This window comes from Pseudomonas sp. GW821-FHT02H06, from assembly GCF_059421525.1.
On record NZ_JBWKVD010000002.1, the window covers coordinates 83,424 to 99,184 of the forward strand.

Here is a 15,761-nt window from a genome sequence, read left to right on the forward strand (position 1 = left end):
CGGACAATCCTTGTGAGCAGCCCGACGCGCCGCAGGAATGGCGCGTCGGGGACTAGCGCTTAGAAGTGATACGTCGCCCGCGCAAACAGCGTGCGGCCCAGTGGGTCGGCGTAACGAGGGTCATAGCCGGACTGGAAGTTGTAGGCCTGGTTGGTGAACGGCGGGTCGCGGTCGAACAGGTTGCGCACGCCGGCATCGACGTCCAGCACCTTCTCGAAGGTGTGGCCCACCGACAGGTCCCACAGCGAGTACGACGGCACGGTGCCGTTGGTGGTGCGGTCGTAGTCGTTGTAGCCGCTGGTGAAGCGGTTGGTCAGGGAGGCACGGCTGTCGCCGAGGGTCCAGCTGCCGATCAGCACGTGTTTCCAGCGCGCGATCACGCCATCACCCTGGAAGTCGCCGACCTTGTCGGTGTACGGACCGTCGATGATGTTCTGGAAGTCGTAGCGATTGACGTACGTCCCGGTCAGCCCCAGACCGAACTGGCCATACGGCGTGTTCGGGAAGCGGTAGTCCAGGGTCACGTCGACACCGTTGGTCTTGACGATGCCCAGGTTGGAGTTGCCGGTGACGATGTTGGCGATGGAGCCATCGGCGTTGCGGATGATGCGGTCGCCATACAGATCCGACTGGTCGAACACGGTGGATTCAGGAAACGACTGGATCTGATTGGAGATGTGAATCCACCAGAAATCCAGGCCCATGGAGAGGTTGTTCATCGGTTGATAAACGAAGCCCAGGGTCACGTTGCGGGCTTTCTCCGGGGACAGGCTCGCGTTGCCGCCGCTGCGGTTGAGGAACTGCTGATTACAGTCACGACCGGCCTGGCCGCCCGGCTGCACGGTCCCGCCGGCGCACAGCGTCGGGTCATCGTAGTAACCCTGGCTGTAGGCCAGACTTTGCGGGGCATACAGCTCGTACAGCGACGGCGCACGGAAGCCCTCGCTGTACGCGCCGCGCATCACCAGCTCTTTGAACGGCTGGAAGCGGAACGAGTATTTCGGGTTGGTGGTGCTGCCGAAGTCGCTGTATTTGTCGTGGCGCACGGCGGCGGTCAGTTCCAGGCTGTCGATGACGGGGACGTTCAGCTCGGCGTACTCGGCCTTGACGGTACGATCGCCGGATACGGAACCGGCCGAGTCAAGACCCAGGCTGCTGATGTCGTCAACGAAGTCCTCGTAATCCTGGTGGAGTTTTTCCTTGCGGTATTCGCCGCCCAGGGCCAGGCCGGATTCGCCGGCACCGAACCAGTTGCCGATCTCGCGGCTGATACGTCCATCCACCCCGTAGACACGGCCAACGGCGGTGGAGTATTCGCCGTGATACGCGGCGTCGTCGATGAACTGCTGACCCGCCGCCGATTGCGGGCCGAACGGGTTGAGCAGACCGCTGGCCAGGCCGGCCTTGAGGGCGGAGTCACTGACGTAACCCGAGGTCACGCTGGACACGACCTTGCTCTGGTTGTAGTTGGCGCCGAGGTTGTAATCCCAGCCGCCGACGGTGCCGTCGAAGGTCAGCAGCAAACGCTGGTTGGTGTTCTGGTCCTTGCTGCCACGGGGGCCGGCGGCCGTCTCACGCCAGGCGGTGTCCACCGGCTGGGTAGGGTCGAGAGCGAAGTTGTTCGGGCCGGGCGTAATGCCGTTGCCCGGGTAGTAGGGCGAAGACGGGTCGATGCTCAGGCCGGTCAGTGGCGCGGGGCCGATGCTGGTGGCGTTGTTGTTGCGGGCAAAGAAGTATTCGAGGCTGACGTTGTGGTCCTCGGCCAGCTTGCCGGTGGCGCGGCCGAAGAACGAGGTCTTCTCGGTCTGCGGCACCAGGTCGATGTAATCGCGGGTGCTGAACCGGCACAGCCCGTTCACGCTCACCAAGCCCGGTCCGGCGCAGTTCGGTGCGAGGGGGTTGCTGCTGTTGTTGCCCTGATAGTAGTTGCCGGGATAAGCGGTGCCGGAAGTCTGGTTGAGGCCACGGCCCGGGACGTAATCCTTGTCGAAAGAGCGGTCGTTGGCGTCGAGGTTCTGCTGCTTGTTGTAGTTGAACACGCCCATGACGTTGAAGCGGTCTTCGTCCAGATCGCCGAAACCCCAGCTGGCGCTGACGTCCTTGCTGGCGCCGCCACCGCTGGCGGTCGGGGTGTCGCCGCCGAGGCTCAGGGTGCCGTCGGTCAGGGATTTTTTGGTGATGAAGTTGATCACGCCGCCGATGGCGTCGGTGCCGTACAGCGCCGAGGCACCGTCGCGCAGCACTTCGATGCGGTCGATGGCGGCGAACGGAATCATGTTCAGGTCGATGGCGCTGCCGTTGGGCGTGCCGACGCCGGACAAGGCGTTGTTGGCCAGACGGCGGCCGTTGAGCAGGATCAGGGTTTTGTTGGCGCCGATGCCGCGCATGTCGGCATAGGACGCGCCACCGGTGGAGGCGCCGACCGAGCCGGCGCTGTTCATCATCGACTGACTGCCGGTGATGCGCTGGACCATCTGTTCGGTGGTGGTCACGCCCTGTTTCTTCAGCTCGTCGGCGCGCAGGATGGTCACCGGCACGGCAGTTTCCGCATCGGCCCGGCGCACGGCCGAACCGGTCACCTCCACCCGTTTGAGCTGGGTGGTCGCCGGCGCAGCAGCCACCGCCGCCGCGGGGACAGCGGCTTCACTGCCAGGTGCGGCATCGGCGGCGCTGTCCGTGCTGTCGGCGCCATAGGCCGGGCTCATGCCGACCGCCAGTGCGCAAATCAGCGCACGGGGGTGGCGTTGTACGGCAACAACAAGGGGCTTGAGGGTAAAACCGGGAAAGCTCATCAGCATGGTAGTTTCCGACTTATTCCAGATGTTATTGAAATGGCCTTGTGAGCCCTCGTTGCTCCGAGGCGGTTGTAGCGCTCGGGAATTTCCTTATTTCAAGCAAGCCGCTCCCCTCCGGGGCAAAAACCCGGACGGCGGTGAATCGGGAGTAGGGTGCGCAGGGCCGCAGCGGGGTGCGGCGCCTGCTTCAGGTGCAGATCAGGTGCGGGTCATGTGTCGATCATTTGGACGTCATCACTGAAATCTTGGTGATGCCCGAGCGCTCGATCGACGCCATCGCCTTGGCCACCTGGCCATAGTTGACGTTGGTGTCGGCCTGCAATTGCACGCGCACCTCCGGGTCCTTGGCCTTGACGTCCTTGAGGCTGAGCTCCAGGGATTCCGGCGCGACTTCGGACTTGGCCAGGTAGAACTTGCCGTCCTGATCAACGCTGACCACCACCGGGTCTTTCTTGTCGGCGGCGGCGACGGCGTCGGTTTTCGGCAGGTTGACCTTGATCGCGTTGGTCATCAGCGGCGCGGTCACGATGAACACCACCAGCAGCACCAGCATCACGTCCACCAGCGGCGTGACGTTCATTTCGCTGAGCACTTCATCGCTGTCTTGGGTGGAGAACGACATCAGCTCGCCTCCCGCACAGCCTGGCTGTGTTTGCTGGCGATAGCCTGACGGTTGATGGCGAAGGCGCTGCGCTGGGCGAGGGCATCGAAGTCGTGGGCGAAATCATCCATGTCGGCGACGGCGAGCTTGAGGCGCCGCAGGAAGAAGTTGTAGATCAGCACCGCCGGGACCGCGACGGCGATGCCGACCCCGGTGGCAATCAGCGCGTGACCGATGGGGCCGGCCACGGTTTCCAGGCTCGCCGAACCGCTGGCGCCGATGCTTTGCAGCGCTTCCATGATCCCCCAGACAGTACCGAACAGGCCGATGAACGGCGCCGTGCTGCCGATACTGGCGAGGATGGCCTGACCGGCTTCAAGTGCGCGGCGTTCTTTCTGGATCTGCTGGCGCAGGTTGCGCTCCAGCCGGTCGGAGCGGTTGATGGTGTGGGCGAGCTGCTGGGTGTTGCGCGGTGTTTCGTCGACCGCCATGGCTTCGAAACCGCTGTTGGCGATCCGCGCCAGTGAGCCCGGGTACTGGCTGGAATGCTCGGCGGCGGTGAGCAGATCCGGCGCTGCCCAGAACGCTTTGGCGAACTGTTTGTTTTGGGTCTTTAAGCGCAAGTACTGTGCGGATTTGATCAGCAACAATCCCCAGCTCAGCACCGAAAACACCACCAGCGCCCAGAGTACGCCGGGGACAATCATCGAAGAGATCGATTCGTTCATGGTTACACCTCACCCGCTATATAAAGAGTTGTTGTTGATCGGCTGACCGGGTTCATTCGGGCAGCTTGAAGTCGATGGTTTGCGTCGCGAAGCCTTCTATCGGGGTGTCACCGCGCTTGGCCGGAATAAACTTCCAGTTGCGCACCGTCTCTACCGCCGCATCGTCCAGCACCTGTTTGCCGCTGGATTTGGTCACCTCGACCGTGCCGGCACGGCCGTTGGGCATCACCTTGATGCGCAGGATCACGCGGCCTTCCATGCCTTTGCGCAGCGCCGCGCCGGGGTATTCCGGTGGCGGGTTGCCCAGGCTGGCGAGCCCGGAAATCGCCGCCGATTCCTTGACCGGTGCCGCCGGGGCCGCGGCAGGCGCTGGCGGCGCGGGGGATGGCGAAGGTGTGGCGGGCGCAGGCGGGCTCGGCGTAGCCGGTGCAGCAGGCGCAGGCGGTGTCGGCTTTTTCACCGGTTCGGGTTTCTTCACCGGCTTGGGCTTCTCGACCTTGGGTTTTTCCACCGGCTTCTCGACAGGCTTCTCCACCGGTTTGGGCGGCGGCTTGACCGCGTCGGGGTCCTCGACCGGTTGCTCCGGTTCAGGGGGCGGCGGGGGCGGTGGCGGCGGTTCAGGTGGAGGCGGCGGTGGCGGCGGCTCCGGGGTCGGCGGTGTCGGGCTGGTCAATTCCACGGTCATCTCGGGCACTTGCGGCGCAACTTCCGGGACGTCGGCTTTTGCAGTCTGCATATACCACCAGATAGCGCCGTGAATAAGGACCGAGGCGGCAATCAATATCAACACGTGCGTCCGGCTTAGTTCACCCGGACGCGATGTGTTTTCCTTGAAAGGAATACGCGGCCAGGCCATGGACAGTGCGTCCGGCGCCGGGTCAGGTATGGCTTTCGTTTTTACCGCGTCATTCATTAAAGCTCCCTCGGGTAGTTGAAGGGCAATAAGGGTCCGTTCAAACAAGTCACCCTGTTTGAAGTTGACGTCCGTGCTTTCGCAAAGCACGAGGCCTGGGGAGCAGGTCGTTAAAGAACCACTCTTATAACTGCCGTTGCAGCGTGGGCTATGGAGACGACATTGCAGTTCCCTGATTTCTTGTTGAGTACGAAGAAGTACGTCTTTATTTCAGAATGACTACGTAACGATCATCGCTATTGCAACCGCTATGCCAGTGCAGGGCTCTAGTCTGCTGTTTCCGGGCTGGGGCGGGTCGATGTCGCATTCCTGTAACTTTTTAGCGAATTTCGTCGAGTCTGGGTCAGTTCGCTCTGTAGAGGCAGGGTAAGTTGCTGAACCAAAAGGGCGAACCTATCCACTCAGGTTCATCGCGTGTCTGCACGGTGACCTGTTCCGATTCAATCAGAAGTGCGCTGCACCAAACGTGATTAAGTGGGTGCAAGTTGGTGCGTGAGTGCTTACGTGATCATTGCGCTAAGTCCTTAAAGTGTGACTTGTCAGTCATGGTCTGAATGGTGTTTAACAGTGGCGCACACTTCCTGAAAATGATCACTGATCGTTTTTAGTGTGTGTGGATCAACAGCAATCCATCCTGCGCGATATTCAAAACGTTAAGTGAGCAGACGCATTTGTGCCGAAAAGAAACAATAAAAAGTGGCCGCCGGATCGCTGCAACAGCGACAGCCATGACGCAAAACAAATGTGGGGCACCGCAGCGAATTGACGCTGGGTTTCAGCCGGAGCGCTGAAGGGAGATAGGGCGAATGGCTGGCTCGCTGACGGAGGCGTGCAGCGGAGAAGGCAAGGCGCGGCGTGGGCGGATCGGGTGTGAAATGCGCATGTCTGGCACGAATCGAATTCCTTATCGACGGACGCCAGACTTCTGGTCGGCGTCCTGCACTGTTTCGGACGGGGTAGTGTCCGGTTCCTGCACACGGGTGCGTGGTGCGCACCGTTTGGCAGCGTAGACTCGCGGCAGCCGGGGCTGGACGCGAAGCGTTTCGTGGTACTGACGTTCCACAAGAGAAACACTAGAAAGAAGTGTGCCAAAACGTGTCCGGTTGTAACATTTCTGACGCAGTGTCCTTTCTGCGCGGCGTTCCGGCTGTCTATTCCGGGCCCATACGCGCGGTGTCATCGATTCTGGAGTGCATCCAATGAGCCACTTTTTCCCAGTTCGGCCGGGTTATCGCCAGCTTCGCGAGCGCTTCATTGCCGCAGCCACGGCGGCTGGCGCGCGGTTGAGTGAATACGTCCACCCGTCGTCGGGTCCGTTTGGCGAGCCGCTGGCCACGGACGTCGCCTGGCTGGGCGACCCGGATGCGCGGCGGGTATTGGTGGCGCTGAGTGGCACCCATGGCGTCGAAGGCTATTACGGTTCCGACTGCCAGAGCCGCTGGCTCGAGGGTTTTGATCCACGCGCGCTGCCCGAGGGCGTTGCGGTCCTGATGATTCACCTGATCAACCCTTGGGGCACGGCGTGGATGCGCCGGGTCAACGAGGACAACCTCGATCAGAACCGCAACTACCTGGACTTTAATCAGCCGCTGCCGGACAACCGCGCCTACGCCGACGTCCACGGGATTTACGCCTGCGAGCAGTTGCGCGGGCCAAAGCGCGATCAGGCCGATGCGTTGTTTCAGGCAGCGATCGACGCGCGGGGTTGGGCAGGGCTGATGTCGGTGGTCGAGGCGGGGCAGTACGCATTCCCCGATGGGCTGTTTTTCGGCGGCAGCGGGCCGAGCTGGTCCAATCGCACCCTGCGCAGCATCGTCGGGCGATACCTGCAGGACGCCGAGGTGGTGACCTGTTTCGATCTGCACACCGGCGCGGGCGATTACGGCCATCCGATGCTGATGAGCATCGTCGAATCGGCCTACCCGGCGCTGGAGGATGCGAAAACGTTGTTCGGGCCGTGGCTGTTCACGCTGATCACCGGCGCCAATCGGGTCAGCGAAACCGGTGTCGCGGCGACCTCCACCGGCTACACCTCGCAGATGCTTCTGGACGCCTTGCCGGGCGTGCACCTGATGCCGTTTGTCATCGAGTGCGGCACGTACCCGGGCGCAGAGGTGCATGGGCATTTGCGGGATGATCACTGGCTGCACCTGCACGGCGATCCCCTGGACGAGACCGGTCGACGGATCAAGGAAGGGCTGCTGGAGCAGTTTTACCCGGCGGACCCGGACTGGCAGGAAGTGGCGTGGGTGAGGACGCGGCAGGTGTGGGACAGGGCGCTGGCGGCGTTGCCGGGGATTCGCGCAATCAGATAAGGGATCGGGCAAGGTGGGAGCGGACTTGCTCACGATATAGGGTGGGCCATCCGCTAAATCTTCAGCGACTGAAATGCCGTCTTCGTGAGCAAGCTCACTCCCACATGTCGTGCTGCCCGTTAACCCTGTAACAGCCGCTGCGCCAAAGCGGGCAATAACACCTCGCATGACGCTTCGATCTTGAGATCCAGCAGATCATCGGCCCGGGTTTTGCCCAGGTTGATGGCGATCAGCGGTTTGCCCTGATCCTTGATCGCGCGGCACAGGCGGAAGGCGGAGAACGCCATCAGCGACGACCCCACCACCAGCAGTCCTTGGGCTTCTTCCACCCGATGCATGGCCTTGGCCGCCGTGGGTGGCGCCACGTTTTCACCGAAAAACACCACGTCCGGCTTCATTCGCTCGCCGCCGCAGTGGGGGCAGTGCGGCACCTGGAAGCGTTCTTCGAAGGCGGGGTCCAGCAAAGTGTCGCCATCCGGCGCCTGCACCGCATCGACGCCTGCGAGATACGGGTTTTGCTCGATCAGGGTCAACTGAATGATGTCGCGTTCGGTGCGGTGGTGGCAGTCCAGGCACAGCACCCAGTGCAGACTGCCGTGCAATTCCACGACGTCATGACTGCCGGCCTGATCGTGCAAGGTATCGACGTTCTGAGTGATCACCCCGCTGATGAGATCGTGTTGCTGCAAGCGGGCAATCGCTTCGTGGGCCGGATTGGGTAGCGCGGCGCGAACCCGGGGCCAGCCGAGCATTGCCCGGGCCCAGTAACGGCGCCGGGCTTCAGGGGCATTGAGGAATTCCTGAAACATCATCGGCTGCCGACCCCGCCGCACGCCCTCGCTGTCGCGGTAATCCGGAATACCGGACGACGTACTGATCCCGGCGCCGGTCAGCACGAGGAACGAGCGGTCGTGCATCCAGTGCAGCAGGGTGTCGACGTAGGTGTCAGGAACATCAGGCATGCACAGGTTCTCAAGAGCGGCTGTGCGCTGATACTAGTAGGACCGGCTTCATGCGGGAAGGGGCCTCAGTCAGCACCCTCAATTTTGCAGCGTCACGCCTGACGCCTTCCCGGCTAAAGCCGGTCCCACAGTCGAGGTCACCGCCGGTTTTTTGGATGCACGCGATCCATTAGTGGGACCGGCTTTAGCCGGGAAGGGGCCGGTGTGAGCACCATCAATTTTGCAGCGTGACGCCTAACGTTTTCCCGGCTGAAGCCAGTCCTACGAGTGACCGTGTTGTGTCAGTGGGACCGAGATCAATTTGTAGGACCGGCTTCAGCCGGGAAGGGGTCGGTTCAGGCGCCATCCATTTCAGACCATGACCGCTTTCCCTAACTCAACAACTCCGCAAACGCTTTGTCGTCCTCCAACACCTTCGGCAGCGCCGCGAACACCGCATCCAGATCAACCCCCTCCAGCAATGGCCCATCCACTTCCTGCTTCGCCTGCGCCGTGGCGCCGCCGTGATTTTCCAAGGCAGCGGAAATGGTCAATGCCTGGGCAACAATCCGTGGCTGAGTCGCGTCCCCCGGTGCCTGCATGGGCCGCGCCTGATAGGCGATGGCGTTCTGGATGACCTCCGGCAATCCCCAGCGCCGGGCCAGTTCCGCGCCGACTTCCGGGTAACCAAAGCCCAATTGCAAGGTTTCAATCGCTGCACGCCCGGTCGTGCCGGTCTTGGTCACGCTGTTGATGCGCTCGGCAACGGCGGGTGCGCCGGTCTGGATCAGCAGCTCGCCGATGTCATGCATGACCCCACAGGTGAAGGCGATTTCGGCATCGGCGCCGGACTGCTTCGCCAGCAAGCGGCAGATCCCGGCCACTTGAAAGCTCTTCAGCCAGAAGCCCTTCAGGTCAAAACTTGGCCCTGCCTTGAACGCGCCGGTGACTGCGGAGGCCAGCACCAATGTGCGCAGGGTGTTGAAGCCCAGACGCATGGCCGCGTCCTCGATGCTCGACGACTCTCGCGCACCGCGAAAACGCGCGGAGTTGGCCAGCCGCAGAATTTTCGCCGCGATCACCGGGTCTTTTTCGATGTTGCCGGCGATGCTGCCCAGGTCCGACGACGGGCTGTCGAACTGTTTGATCAGGTCCTGCGCCACCTTGGGAATGCTGGGAAGACTGCTCAAATCGGCGAACAACTGATCGATACCCATGGGTGCTGCTCCTGTCTCAGACGATTTACACACCTTAGGCAACATTGGCGAAACTGCACGCGCCTCTGGGCGGTTTTGCTACAGACGGCACAAACCAGGTGGCTCGGGTCGGGCCGCAGCGGATCTTTTTCAGCTCATCGGCCGCCGAGGCGGTTTGCAGGGAGAAAAATCAGTAATATGGCGACACACCGGAACGGGTTGCGTCCTGCTCCGGGCCTTATCGATGAAACGCCAGACGCCGGACACTCCCGGCCGAGCTGGCCTGGACATAGAGGGTGTCATGGGTAACGAAAGCATTAACTGGGACAAGCTCGGCTTCGACTACATCAAGACCGACAAACGCTACCTGGCACACTGGCGCGATGGCGAGTGGGACCAAGGCACCCTGACCGAAGACAACGTGCTGCACATCAGCGAAGGCTCGACCGCGCTGCATTACGGCCAGCAATGCTTCGAAGGCCTCAAGGCCTATCGCGCCAAGGACGGCTCGATCAACCTGTTCCGCCCCGACCAGAATGCCGCGCGCATGCAGCGCAGCTGCAGCCGCCTGCTGATGCCCCACGTGCCGACCGAGCAGTTCATCGAAGCGTGCAAGCAAGTGGTTCGCGCCAACGAGCGTTTCATCCCGCCATACGGCACCGGCGGTGCGCTGTATCTGCGCCCGTTCGTGATCGGCGTCGGCGACAACATCGGCGTGCGCGCTGCGCCCGAGTTCATCTTCTCGGTGTTCTGCATCCCGGTGGGCCCTTACTTCAAGGGCGGCATGAAACCCCACAACTTCGTGATCTCCAGCTACGACCGCGCCGCGCCACAAGGCACCGGCGCTGCGAAAGTCGGCGGTAACTATGCCGCGAGCATGATGCCAGGCAGTGAGGCCAAGAAAGCCAACTTCGCCGACGCCATCTACCTCGATCCGCTGACCCACAGCAAGATCGAAGAGGTCGGCTCGGCCAACTTCTTCGGGATTACCCACGACGACGAATTCATCACGCCGAAATCGCCGTCGGTGCTGCCAGGCATTACTCGCCTGTCATTGCTCGAACTGGCGCAGAGCCGCCTGGGCCTGAAGGTCATCGAAGGCGAGGTGTTCATCGACAAGCTCGACCTGTTCAAGGAAGCCGGCGCGTGCGGCACTGCGGCGGTGATCACCCCGATCGGCGGCATCAGCTACAAAGACAAGCTGCACGTGTTCCACAGCGAAACCGACGTCGGTCCCGTGACCCAGCGCCTGTACAAAGAGCTGACCGGCATTCAGTACGGCGACATCGAGGGCCCGGCGGACTGGATCGTCAAAGTCTGATTCGACGCGTCCTGCAAGCCTGAAAAACCACCGCCTTCGTGCGGTGGTTTTTTTTGCCTTCGATTCGGTCAGGTGCGCAATCGCAGACGTCAGGGTAGGAAACCACTGAACTGTTCACCCGGTGCAATACCGGTGAGTGGGCTATGGTTCAAGCGCGCACGTTCTTTCAGTCGGACCGGTTTTAGCCGGAACTTCAGCGTCCATCGACGACAAAAAAAGGATACGTCATGCACTTACCCGTCTCCCGTCCCGCCGCTTTCAACCGGCCACTGACCCTGTCCTTCGGCCTGCTCGCCGCCGCGTTTGTTTCCACTGCCTGGGCAGACGACTACCCCCACGCCCAGGAACCCATCGGCACGGTCGAACAGATCTACGACGGCGCCATGCTCCCGGACCTGGCGGTCAGCACCTATCGCAATATCGGCCGGCTGTTTCCCACCCACACCATCCAGGCGGGCGATCATCCCTATGCACTGCCGAAGTCGGAGCGACAACTGCCCAACGTGCGCTTCACCGTCGAGGTTTTCTAGACAGACCCTGCTTTGGTGTCAAAGCCCACAAGGCTTTGACTGCTCCTGCATTTGCTTTGGCGTTGCTTTTGATTCCAAAGCCCACAAGGCTTTGGTGCTCCTGCTCCTGCTCCTGCTCCTGCTCCTGCTCCTGCTCCTGCTCCTGCTGCATATCAAAAAGCTTTGCATAAGCTACGGGCCTCGCCGTGTGCCCAGATATTCGAAGCAACACATCTCTCAAGCTGTACGGGGGAGGGCCGAGCAGGGCGTGAAAATTATCCAGATGATGGCCATCGGACTTCTTTCGAGTCATTATCTATCATCGCGTAGTAGCCCTTTAGACCGTGCCCGCTAACGTGCAGGCCTCACCAAGGATCGGAATAGTGTCTTCACCTGCAGGTATATCGCTTTCCCTGAGTGACGTCATTCAGAAGCTATTGGATAAGTCGCCTCTGGATAAGTTTGTGAAGTGCGCTGTCGAGTTGTCAGCCCCCTCTCCCTGTGAGGCACCTCGTGTAGCGCTCCTGCATGTGCGGTTTAGGGAAGATATACCTAGCATGAGGGCATTTGCCGATTTTCTCGGCAACCAAGCGGCAAATTATGCTTTGAGTCGCCGACGTCGAGATGCCTTCCAATCACAGATTGCTTTAGCCGAAAACGCGGATGTTTCCGCAGCACAGGAGCTAAGTAGGGCTGTTAGAAGGGCGTTCATAGAGTTTCGTAAAGCTCATCCCTCGCGCGCTAGCGAGGTAGGCGAGGTGCTTGCTTATTGTATTGCTGTCCACCATCTGCAGGCCTCTCAGCTGATCGCTAAAATGGCATTGAAAACGTCCAACAATATGCCTGTATACGGGCTTGACGGCATTCACGCATCTGTTACTGACGGAGAGCTGAATGTGTTTTTCCTGGAGTCTAAGCTAGCGGGCACCGCTGCACGGGGAACAGCTGACTACGCAGAATCTGTATCTGGTTTTCTCAAAGACGACGAGCAGTATGAGCATGAATATGGGCTAGTCACTAGCCTAGGAAATCTGGATGCACTGGATGCGTCGGAGAAAGCTCTGATGATGGATTATCTTGATGTCTTCAGTAATCCGAACGCTGCACGTAGGGAACGATCCGTGGGGGTGGTCTGTTACTCCGAAGTAAAACATTTTGGAAATAAGCTGCAAGTCGATAGTGGCCCGCTGTCCAAACACGAAGAACATTTCGGAGCACAGTACAGAAAAGATTTTAATAGGCATCATGAAAACCTAAGTAATCAGCTAGCTACTAAAGAGGTAGATCCAAACAAATGCCTGGTTTATTTGGTTGCGGTGCCTAACGTAGATGTCCTGAGAGAGCTATTTTATGAGTCGATCGGTCTTCAGGCCCTAGACTCAGACATCCTCTTGACCCCATCCTCCCAAAACCAGGAGGATGAGCAATGAGCACTTTTGCTACACAGCTATCCTCTAGGCTCATGGAGAGTGCGGATTTCAAACGCGCATTGGGCCATCTGCAAGCTTCAGGGGCTGCAAGCTCTCTTCCTAGTGCGATTGAAAGATCGCTGGAGTTACCAGATCAACAAGCGATCGGAAAGCTCTTGTATTGCGCGTCGGTGTTTGCTCAGTCGGGGTCGGAGCTGCATATCAGCTTGGCCCAAGGAATTGCATTCAATGCCATGCTGGTTTCGCAAGAAGCCAGCGTACTTGAGCGATGTTCTACTATTCTAACCGAGCTTGGAAACTTTCCTAGTTTGAGTTATGCAGAGGGTAAATACGGTACGAAGCCCTCAACGCTTCTTGGGCTTATTCAGCGAAACGTAGTACAACAGCTGAATACTGTTGAAGTGGCGGGTGCAACCATTGCCCTAACGGATTATCAGAGAAGAGTCTGGGATTCTCTGCAGGAAGGAAAGTCGCTTGCTATCTCGGCGCCTACTTCTGCAGGAAAATCATTTTTGGTCATTGAATATCTGTGCCGTCAAGCACTGGCTCTTCCTAGCTATGTCTATGTTTATATTGCCCCAACGAGAGCTCTACTGTCCGAAGTTCACCTTAAGCTAAAAGAGCGCCTTGCTGTCGATCCCGCAATTCGTGTTACTGATATTCCAACTTTCGAACAGGCGCCAAGGCAGGTTTTCGTGCTGACCCAAGAGCGATTCAAAGCTCTCTTATCCTTGACCTCATCCTCGGTCAATTTGGTGGTGGTTGACGAAGCACAGAACCTATCGGATGGCGCCCGTGGCATGATTTTGCAAGATTGCATTGAACAATGTTACATGCGAGATCCAAGCACGCATGTTGTTATGCTGGCACCTGGCGCTCAAGGTTTTCAAGGAGCCATGGAAACCCTTGGGATGCCTGTTATATCAGAAGTAAGCACAACGGTCTCTCCCGTCCTCCAGAATAGAATTGTGGTATCCAAAACACCTGCTCTGAATCAGCTCGAATTCAAATTGCTCAGCGCTCATGGGTCGTCAAGTGTAGGCACTATGCAGTGCAGAATTGGCCTGGACTTAGCGGACAGTAGGCTTGCCGCTGTTGCACTGGAATTGGGCCGTGGGGGAGGTTCTCTTGTATACGCTAAAACGCCCTCGGAGGCAGCGAAGCTTGCTGGATCTATTGCTTTAGGGTTGGATGATGCTGCAGATGCAGGATGCAATGATGAGCTTGTCGCTTTCATCAAAGACCACATTCATCCGGAATATCATCTTATCGGGATGGTCGATAAAGGTGTAGCGTTCCACTACGGTCAGATGCCTTCTTTGTTACGCGAAGCGATCGAAGCAGCGTTTCGGAATGGTACGATTAAATTTTTGGTATGCACTACAACCTTGTTCCAAGGCATCAATCTGCCGGCAAGGAGTGTATTCATCAATACTCCAGCTAGGGGGCGAGGGAATAAGACAATGCTGGATCCCGCTCTGCTTTGGAATTTTGCGGGTCGAGCGGGACGTATGGCTAAAGATATCGTTGGAAACGTCTTTCTGGTTGACTACGAATCTTGGGATGCGCAACCCATGGATACGTTTTATAAATTCACGATAAAATCCGCGCTGTCCGACTTCGTAACTGAGAATGCCCCGGATGTACTTACGGTGCTCAATAAGGGCAAACTTGACGGCAAACCTGGGGACGAGAGGTTCAGAAATGCCACCGCTTCAGCCGGTATGCTTGTGAGTAAGGCTCGGCAAGGGGACGTATCAGACTACCTCAATAGGATCGCCCCATCCTTGGATTATTTTGACCTGCGGGAGATACGGGATGCGGCGAACAGAGCATCCGAGGAGATCTTGCTTCCGCAACAGGTGATTGAAGCTAATTGGACGTTGGATCTATTTGCTTTGGACAAGCTGATGTCCTATCTCACAGCCCGGTTGCATGATGGAACCCTGGACGAAGTTGTGCCAAAAAGCCCGACTGATCTGGGCCGGTCTGCACTTGGGCATTATAAAGAAATATTTAATATCCTGTTCAAGTATATAAAGGGCTTCGGTAAAAATTATGGTGGGTACGTTGCACGAATCGCTGTGAGATGGATGGAGGGCAAGCCATACCCCGTCATCTTAAAATATGAGATTAGATCTGAAAGGCTGGGCGTGGCGAAGAAACGTAATCAAGAGGATCTGAATCTCCGTACTATACCTGACTACAAAATAAAAAAGATCCCGGATGTCATTCCCAGCAACGTTATCAAGGGCGCTTTTGACACGATTGAAGACGTTGTTAGATTTCAACTGGTTCAGATGGGCAAGGCCTACAACGACATCCTAACTCACATTTTCAATGTGAACGGTCTCACTAATAGGGTGCCAGAAATTTTCGACTTTGCCTTAGCACTGGAGCTCGGCGTCAGTACTAACACTGGTCGCTCATTTCTGGAGTTGGGCCTCTCTCGTATCGCTGCCGCTGAGCTTCAAAGGCTATTCCCTAACAGTGACCTAGATGTCGTAGCGGCACGGAAGAAAATCCTAAATTTTGATTCTTCTCCGTTTACTTTAAGCCGCGTCATTCTGGCTGAGATAGAAAGAGTTAAAGCGGCCATCACCCCTGTTGGCGGCTCAGTCGAGGCTTGAAGCTTGAGCGGGCGGCTTTACTGACGGGTGGCTCCTTCCCTAGCCGTATGGTCTCGATATTTACCTTTTGTTCGGCAGTGGAGCTCTGCCGCACGTTCCGACTTCGCCTTCCCGTCGGAACGGAAATCGCCCCGATGGGTCTAGTCCCCCATGTGCACGTCTGGTTCCTTCGCAAGTGAACTATAGCGGGCATTCGGCACTAGCATACCGCTCGTCACCTGAGTATCTGTGAAGATGCCTTTGGCGACAAATCGATGCGCTGATTTTTTATCCCAGTGTTCTAAGTGCGTCCCCAGCACTGACGCTACAGGTGTACAGAAAAACACCAGATATCTATTACTCCGTACCTCCGCCAACGCTTCTTAATCCTGAGATGAGAAAG

At 58.5% G+C, this 15,761-nt stretch carries 12 protein-coding genes; 5 read left to right on the forward strand and 7 right to left on the reverse strand.

From position 1 onward, the window contains the following. Positions 1-59 precede the first annotated feature (59 nt). From AC07VF_RS03450 to AC07VF_RS03465, 4 genes are all read right to left on the reverse strand, one after another. Positions 60-2,798 carry a TonB-dependent receptor gene (locus AC07VF_RS03450; RefSeq protein WP_192172031.1) on the reverse strand — a complete coding sequence of 913 codons (2,739 nt, stop codon included), beginning with the start codon at positions 2,796-2,798 and terminating at the stop codon, positions 60-62. Positions 2,799-3,015: 217 nt separating this feature from the next. Beyond that, a complete protein-coding gene (locus tag AC07VF_RS03455) occupies positions 3,016-3,417 on the reverse strand; it encodes an ExbD/TolR family protein (protein WP_205483107.1) in 402 nt (133 codons plus the stop codon). Then, positions 3,417-4,124, reverse strand: a complete 708-nt coding sequence (locus AC07VF_RS03460) for a MotA/TolQ/ExbB proton channel family protein (protein WP_369305903.1) — start codon at positions 4,122-4,124, stop codon at positions 3,417-3,419. The genes AC07VF_RS03455 and AC07VF_RS03460 overlap by 1 nt, the downstream gene beginning before the upstream one ends. 52 nt (positions 4,125-4,176) lie before the next feature. Continuing rightward, positions 4,177-5,037: an energy transducer TonB gene (locus AC07VF_RS03465; RefSeq protein WP_495008073.1), complete on the reverse strand. Its 861-nt coding sequence runs from the start codon at positions 5,035-5,037 to the stop codon at positions 4,177-4,179. 1,199 nt (positions 5,038-6,236) lie between these two features. Here AC07VF_RS03465 and AC07VF_RS03470 point away from each other — a divergent pair. Then, entirely contained in the window at positions 6,237-7,352 is a 1,116-nt protein-coding gene (locus AC07VF_RS03470; RefSeq protein ID WP_346629847.1) for a DUF2817 domain-containing protein, read from the forward strand. Positions 7,353-7,471: 119 nt separating this feature from the next. Here AC07VF_RS03470 and AC07VF_RS03475 read toward each other — a convergent pair whose 3' ends face one another. Further along, positions 7,472-8,314 (reverse strand): NAD-dependent protein deacetylase, encoded by an 843-nt coding sequence (locus AC07VF_RS03475; protein ID WP_495008074.1) that lies wholly within the window; start codon positions 8,312-8,314, stop codon positions 7,472-7,474. A 371-nt stretch (positions 8,315-8,685) separates the two neighbouring features. Beyond that, positions 8,686-9,510: an HDOD domain-containing protein gene (locus AC07VF_RS03480; protein ID WP_442969470.1), complete on the reverse strand. Its 825-nt coding sequence runs from the start codon at positions 9,508-9,510 to the stop codon at positions 8,686-8,688. A 280-nt stretch (positions 9,511-9,790) separates the two neighbouring features. Here AC07VF_RS03480 and AC07VF_RS03485 point away from each other — a divergent pair, with 280 nt between their 5' ends. Both AC07VF_RS03485 and AC07VF_RS03490 read left to right on the forward strand, forming a co-directional pair. Then, positions 9,791-10,810 carry a branched-chain amino acid aminotransferase gene (locus tag AC07VF_RS03485; protein WP_495008075.1) on the forward strand — a complete coding sequence of 340 codons (1,020 nt, stop codon included), beginning with the start codon at positions 9,791-9,793 and terminating at the stop codon, positions 10,808-10,810. Between the two features lie 227 nt (positions 10,811-11,037). After that, positions 11,038-11,340, forward strand: a complete 303-nt coding sequence (locus AC07VF_RS03490; protein ID WP_495008076.1) for a hypothetical protein — start codon at positions 11,038-11,040, stop codon at positions 11,338-11,340. Here AC07VF_RS03490 and AC07VF_RS03495 read toward each other — a convergent pair. Further along, positions 11,321-11,632 carry a hypothetical protein gene (locus tag AC07VF_RS03495; protein WP_495008077.1) on the reverse strand — a complete coding sequence of 104 codons (312 nt, stop codon included), beginning with the start codon at positions 11,630-11,632 and terminating at the stop codon, positions 11,321-11,323. The genes AC07VF_RS03490 and AC07VF_RS03495 overlap by 20 nt on opposite strands. A 151-nt stretch (positions 11,633-11,783) precedes the next feature. Between AC07VF_RS03495 and AC07VF_RS03500 the strand changes: the two genes are divergently transcribed. Together AC07VF_RS03500 and AC07VF_RS03505 are read left to right on the forward strand one after the other, a co-directional pair. Then, positions 11,784-12,749, forward strand: a complete 966-nt coding sequence (locus tag AC07VF_RS03500; protein WP_495008267.1) for a HamA C-terminal domain-containing protein — start codon at positions 11,784-11,786, stop codon at positions 12,747-12,749. Next, complete coding sequence (locus AC07VF_RS03505; RefSeq protein ID WP_495008078.1) at positions 12,746-15,379, forward strand: DEAD/DEAH box helicase; 2,634 nt, start codon at positions 12,746-12,748, stop codon at positions 15,377-15,379. The genes AC07VF_RS03500 and AC07VF_RS03505 overlap by 4 nt, the downstream gene beginning before the upstream one ends. The last annotated feature ends 382 nt before the right edge of the window (positions 15,380-15,761 follow it).

Excerpts from the sequence above, each read along its gene's own strand:
- AC07VF_RS03450 (WP_192172031.1), bottom strand. The coding sequence starts at position 2,798 with ATGCTGATGAGCTTTCCCGGTTTTACCCTCAAGCCCCTTGTTGTTGCC.
- AC07VF_RS03455 (WP_205483107.1), bottom strand. The coding sequence starts at position 3,417 with ATGTCGTTCTCCACCCAAGACAGCGATGAAGTGCTCAGCGAAATGAAC.
- AC07VF_RS03460 (WP_369305903.1), bottom strand. The coding sequence starts at position 4,124 with ATGAACGAATCGATCTCTTCGATGATTGTCCCCGGCGTACTCTGGGCG.
- AC07VF_RS03465 (WP_495008073.1), bottom strand. The coding sequence starts at position 5,037 with ATGAATGACGCGGTAAAAACGAAAGCCATACCTGACCCGGCGCCGGAC.
- AC07VF_RS03470 (WP_346629847.1), top strand. The coding sequence starts at position 6,237 with ATGAGCCACTTTTTCCCAGTTCGGCCGGGTTATCGCCAGCTTCGCGAG.
- AC07VF_RS03475 (WP_495008074.1), bottom strand. The coding sequence starts at position 8,314 with ATGCCTGATGTTCCTGACACCTACGTCGACACCCTGCTGCACTGGATG.
- AC07VF_RS03480 (WP_442969470.1), bottom strand. The coding sequence starts at position 9,510 with ATGGGTATCGATCAGTTGTTCGCCGATTTGAGCAGTCTTCCCAGCATT.
- AC07VF_RS03485 (WP_495008075.1), top strand. The coding sequence starts at position 9,791 with ATGGGTAACGAAAGCATTAACTGGGACAAGCTCGGCTTCGACTACATC.
- AC07VF_RS03490 (WP_495008076.1), top strand. The coding sequence starts at position 11,038 with ATGCACTTACCCGTCTCCCGTCCCGCCGCTTTCAACCGGCCACTGACC.
- AC07VF_RS03495 (WP_495008077.1), bottom strand. The coding sequence starts at position 11,632 with ATGACTCGAAAGAAGTCCGATGGCCATCATCTGGATAATTTTCACGCC.
- AC07VF_RS03505 (WP_495008078.1), top strand. The coding sequence starts at position 12,746 with ATGAGCACTTTTGCTACACAGCTATCCTCTAGGCTCATGGAGAGTGCG.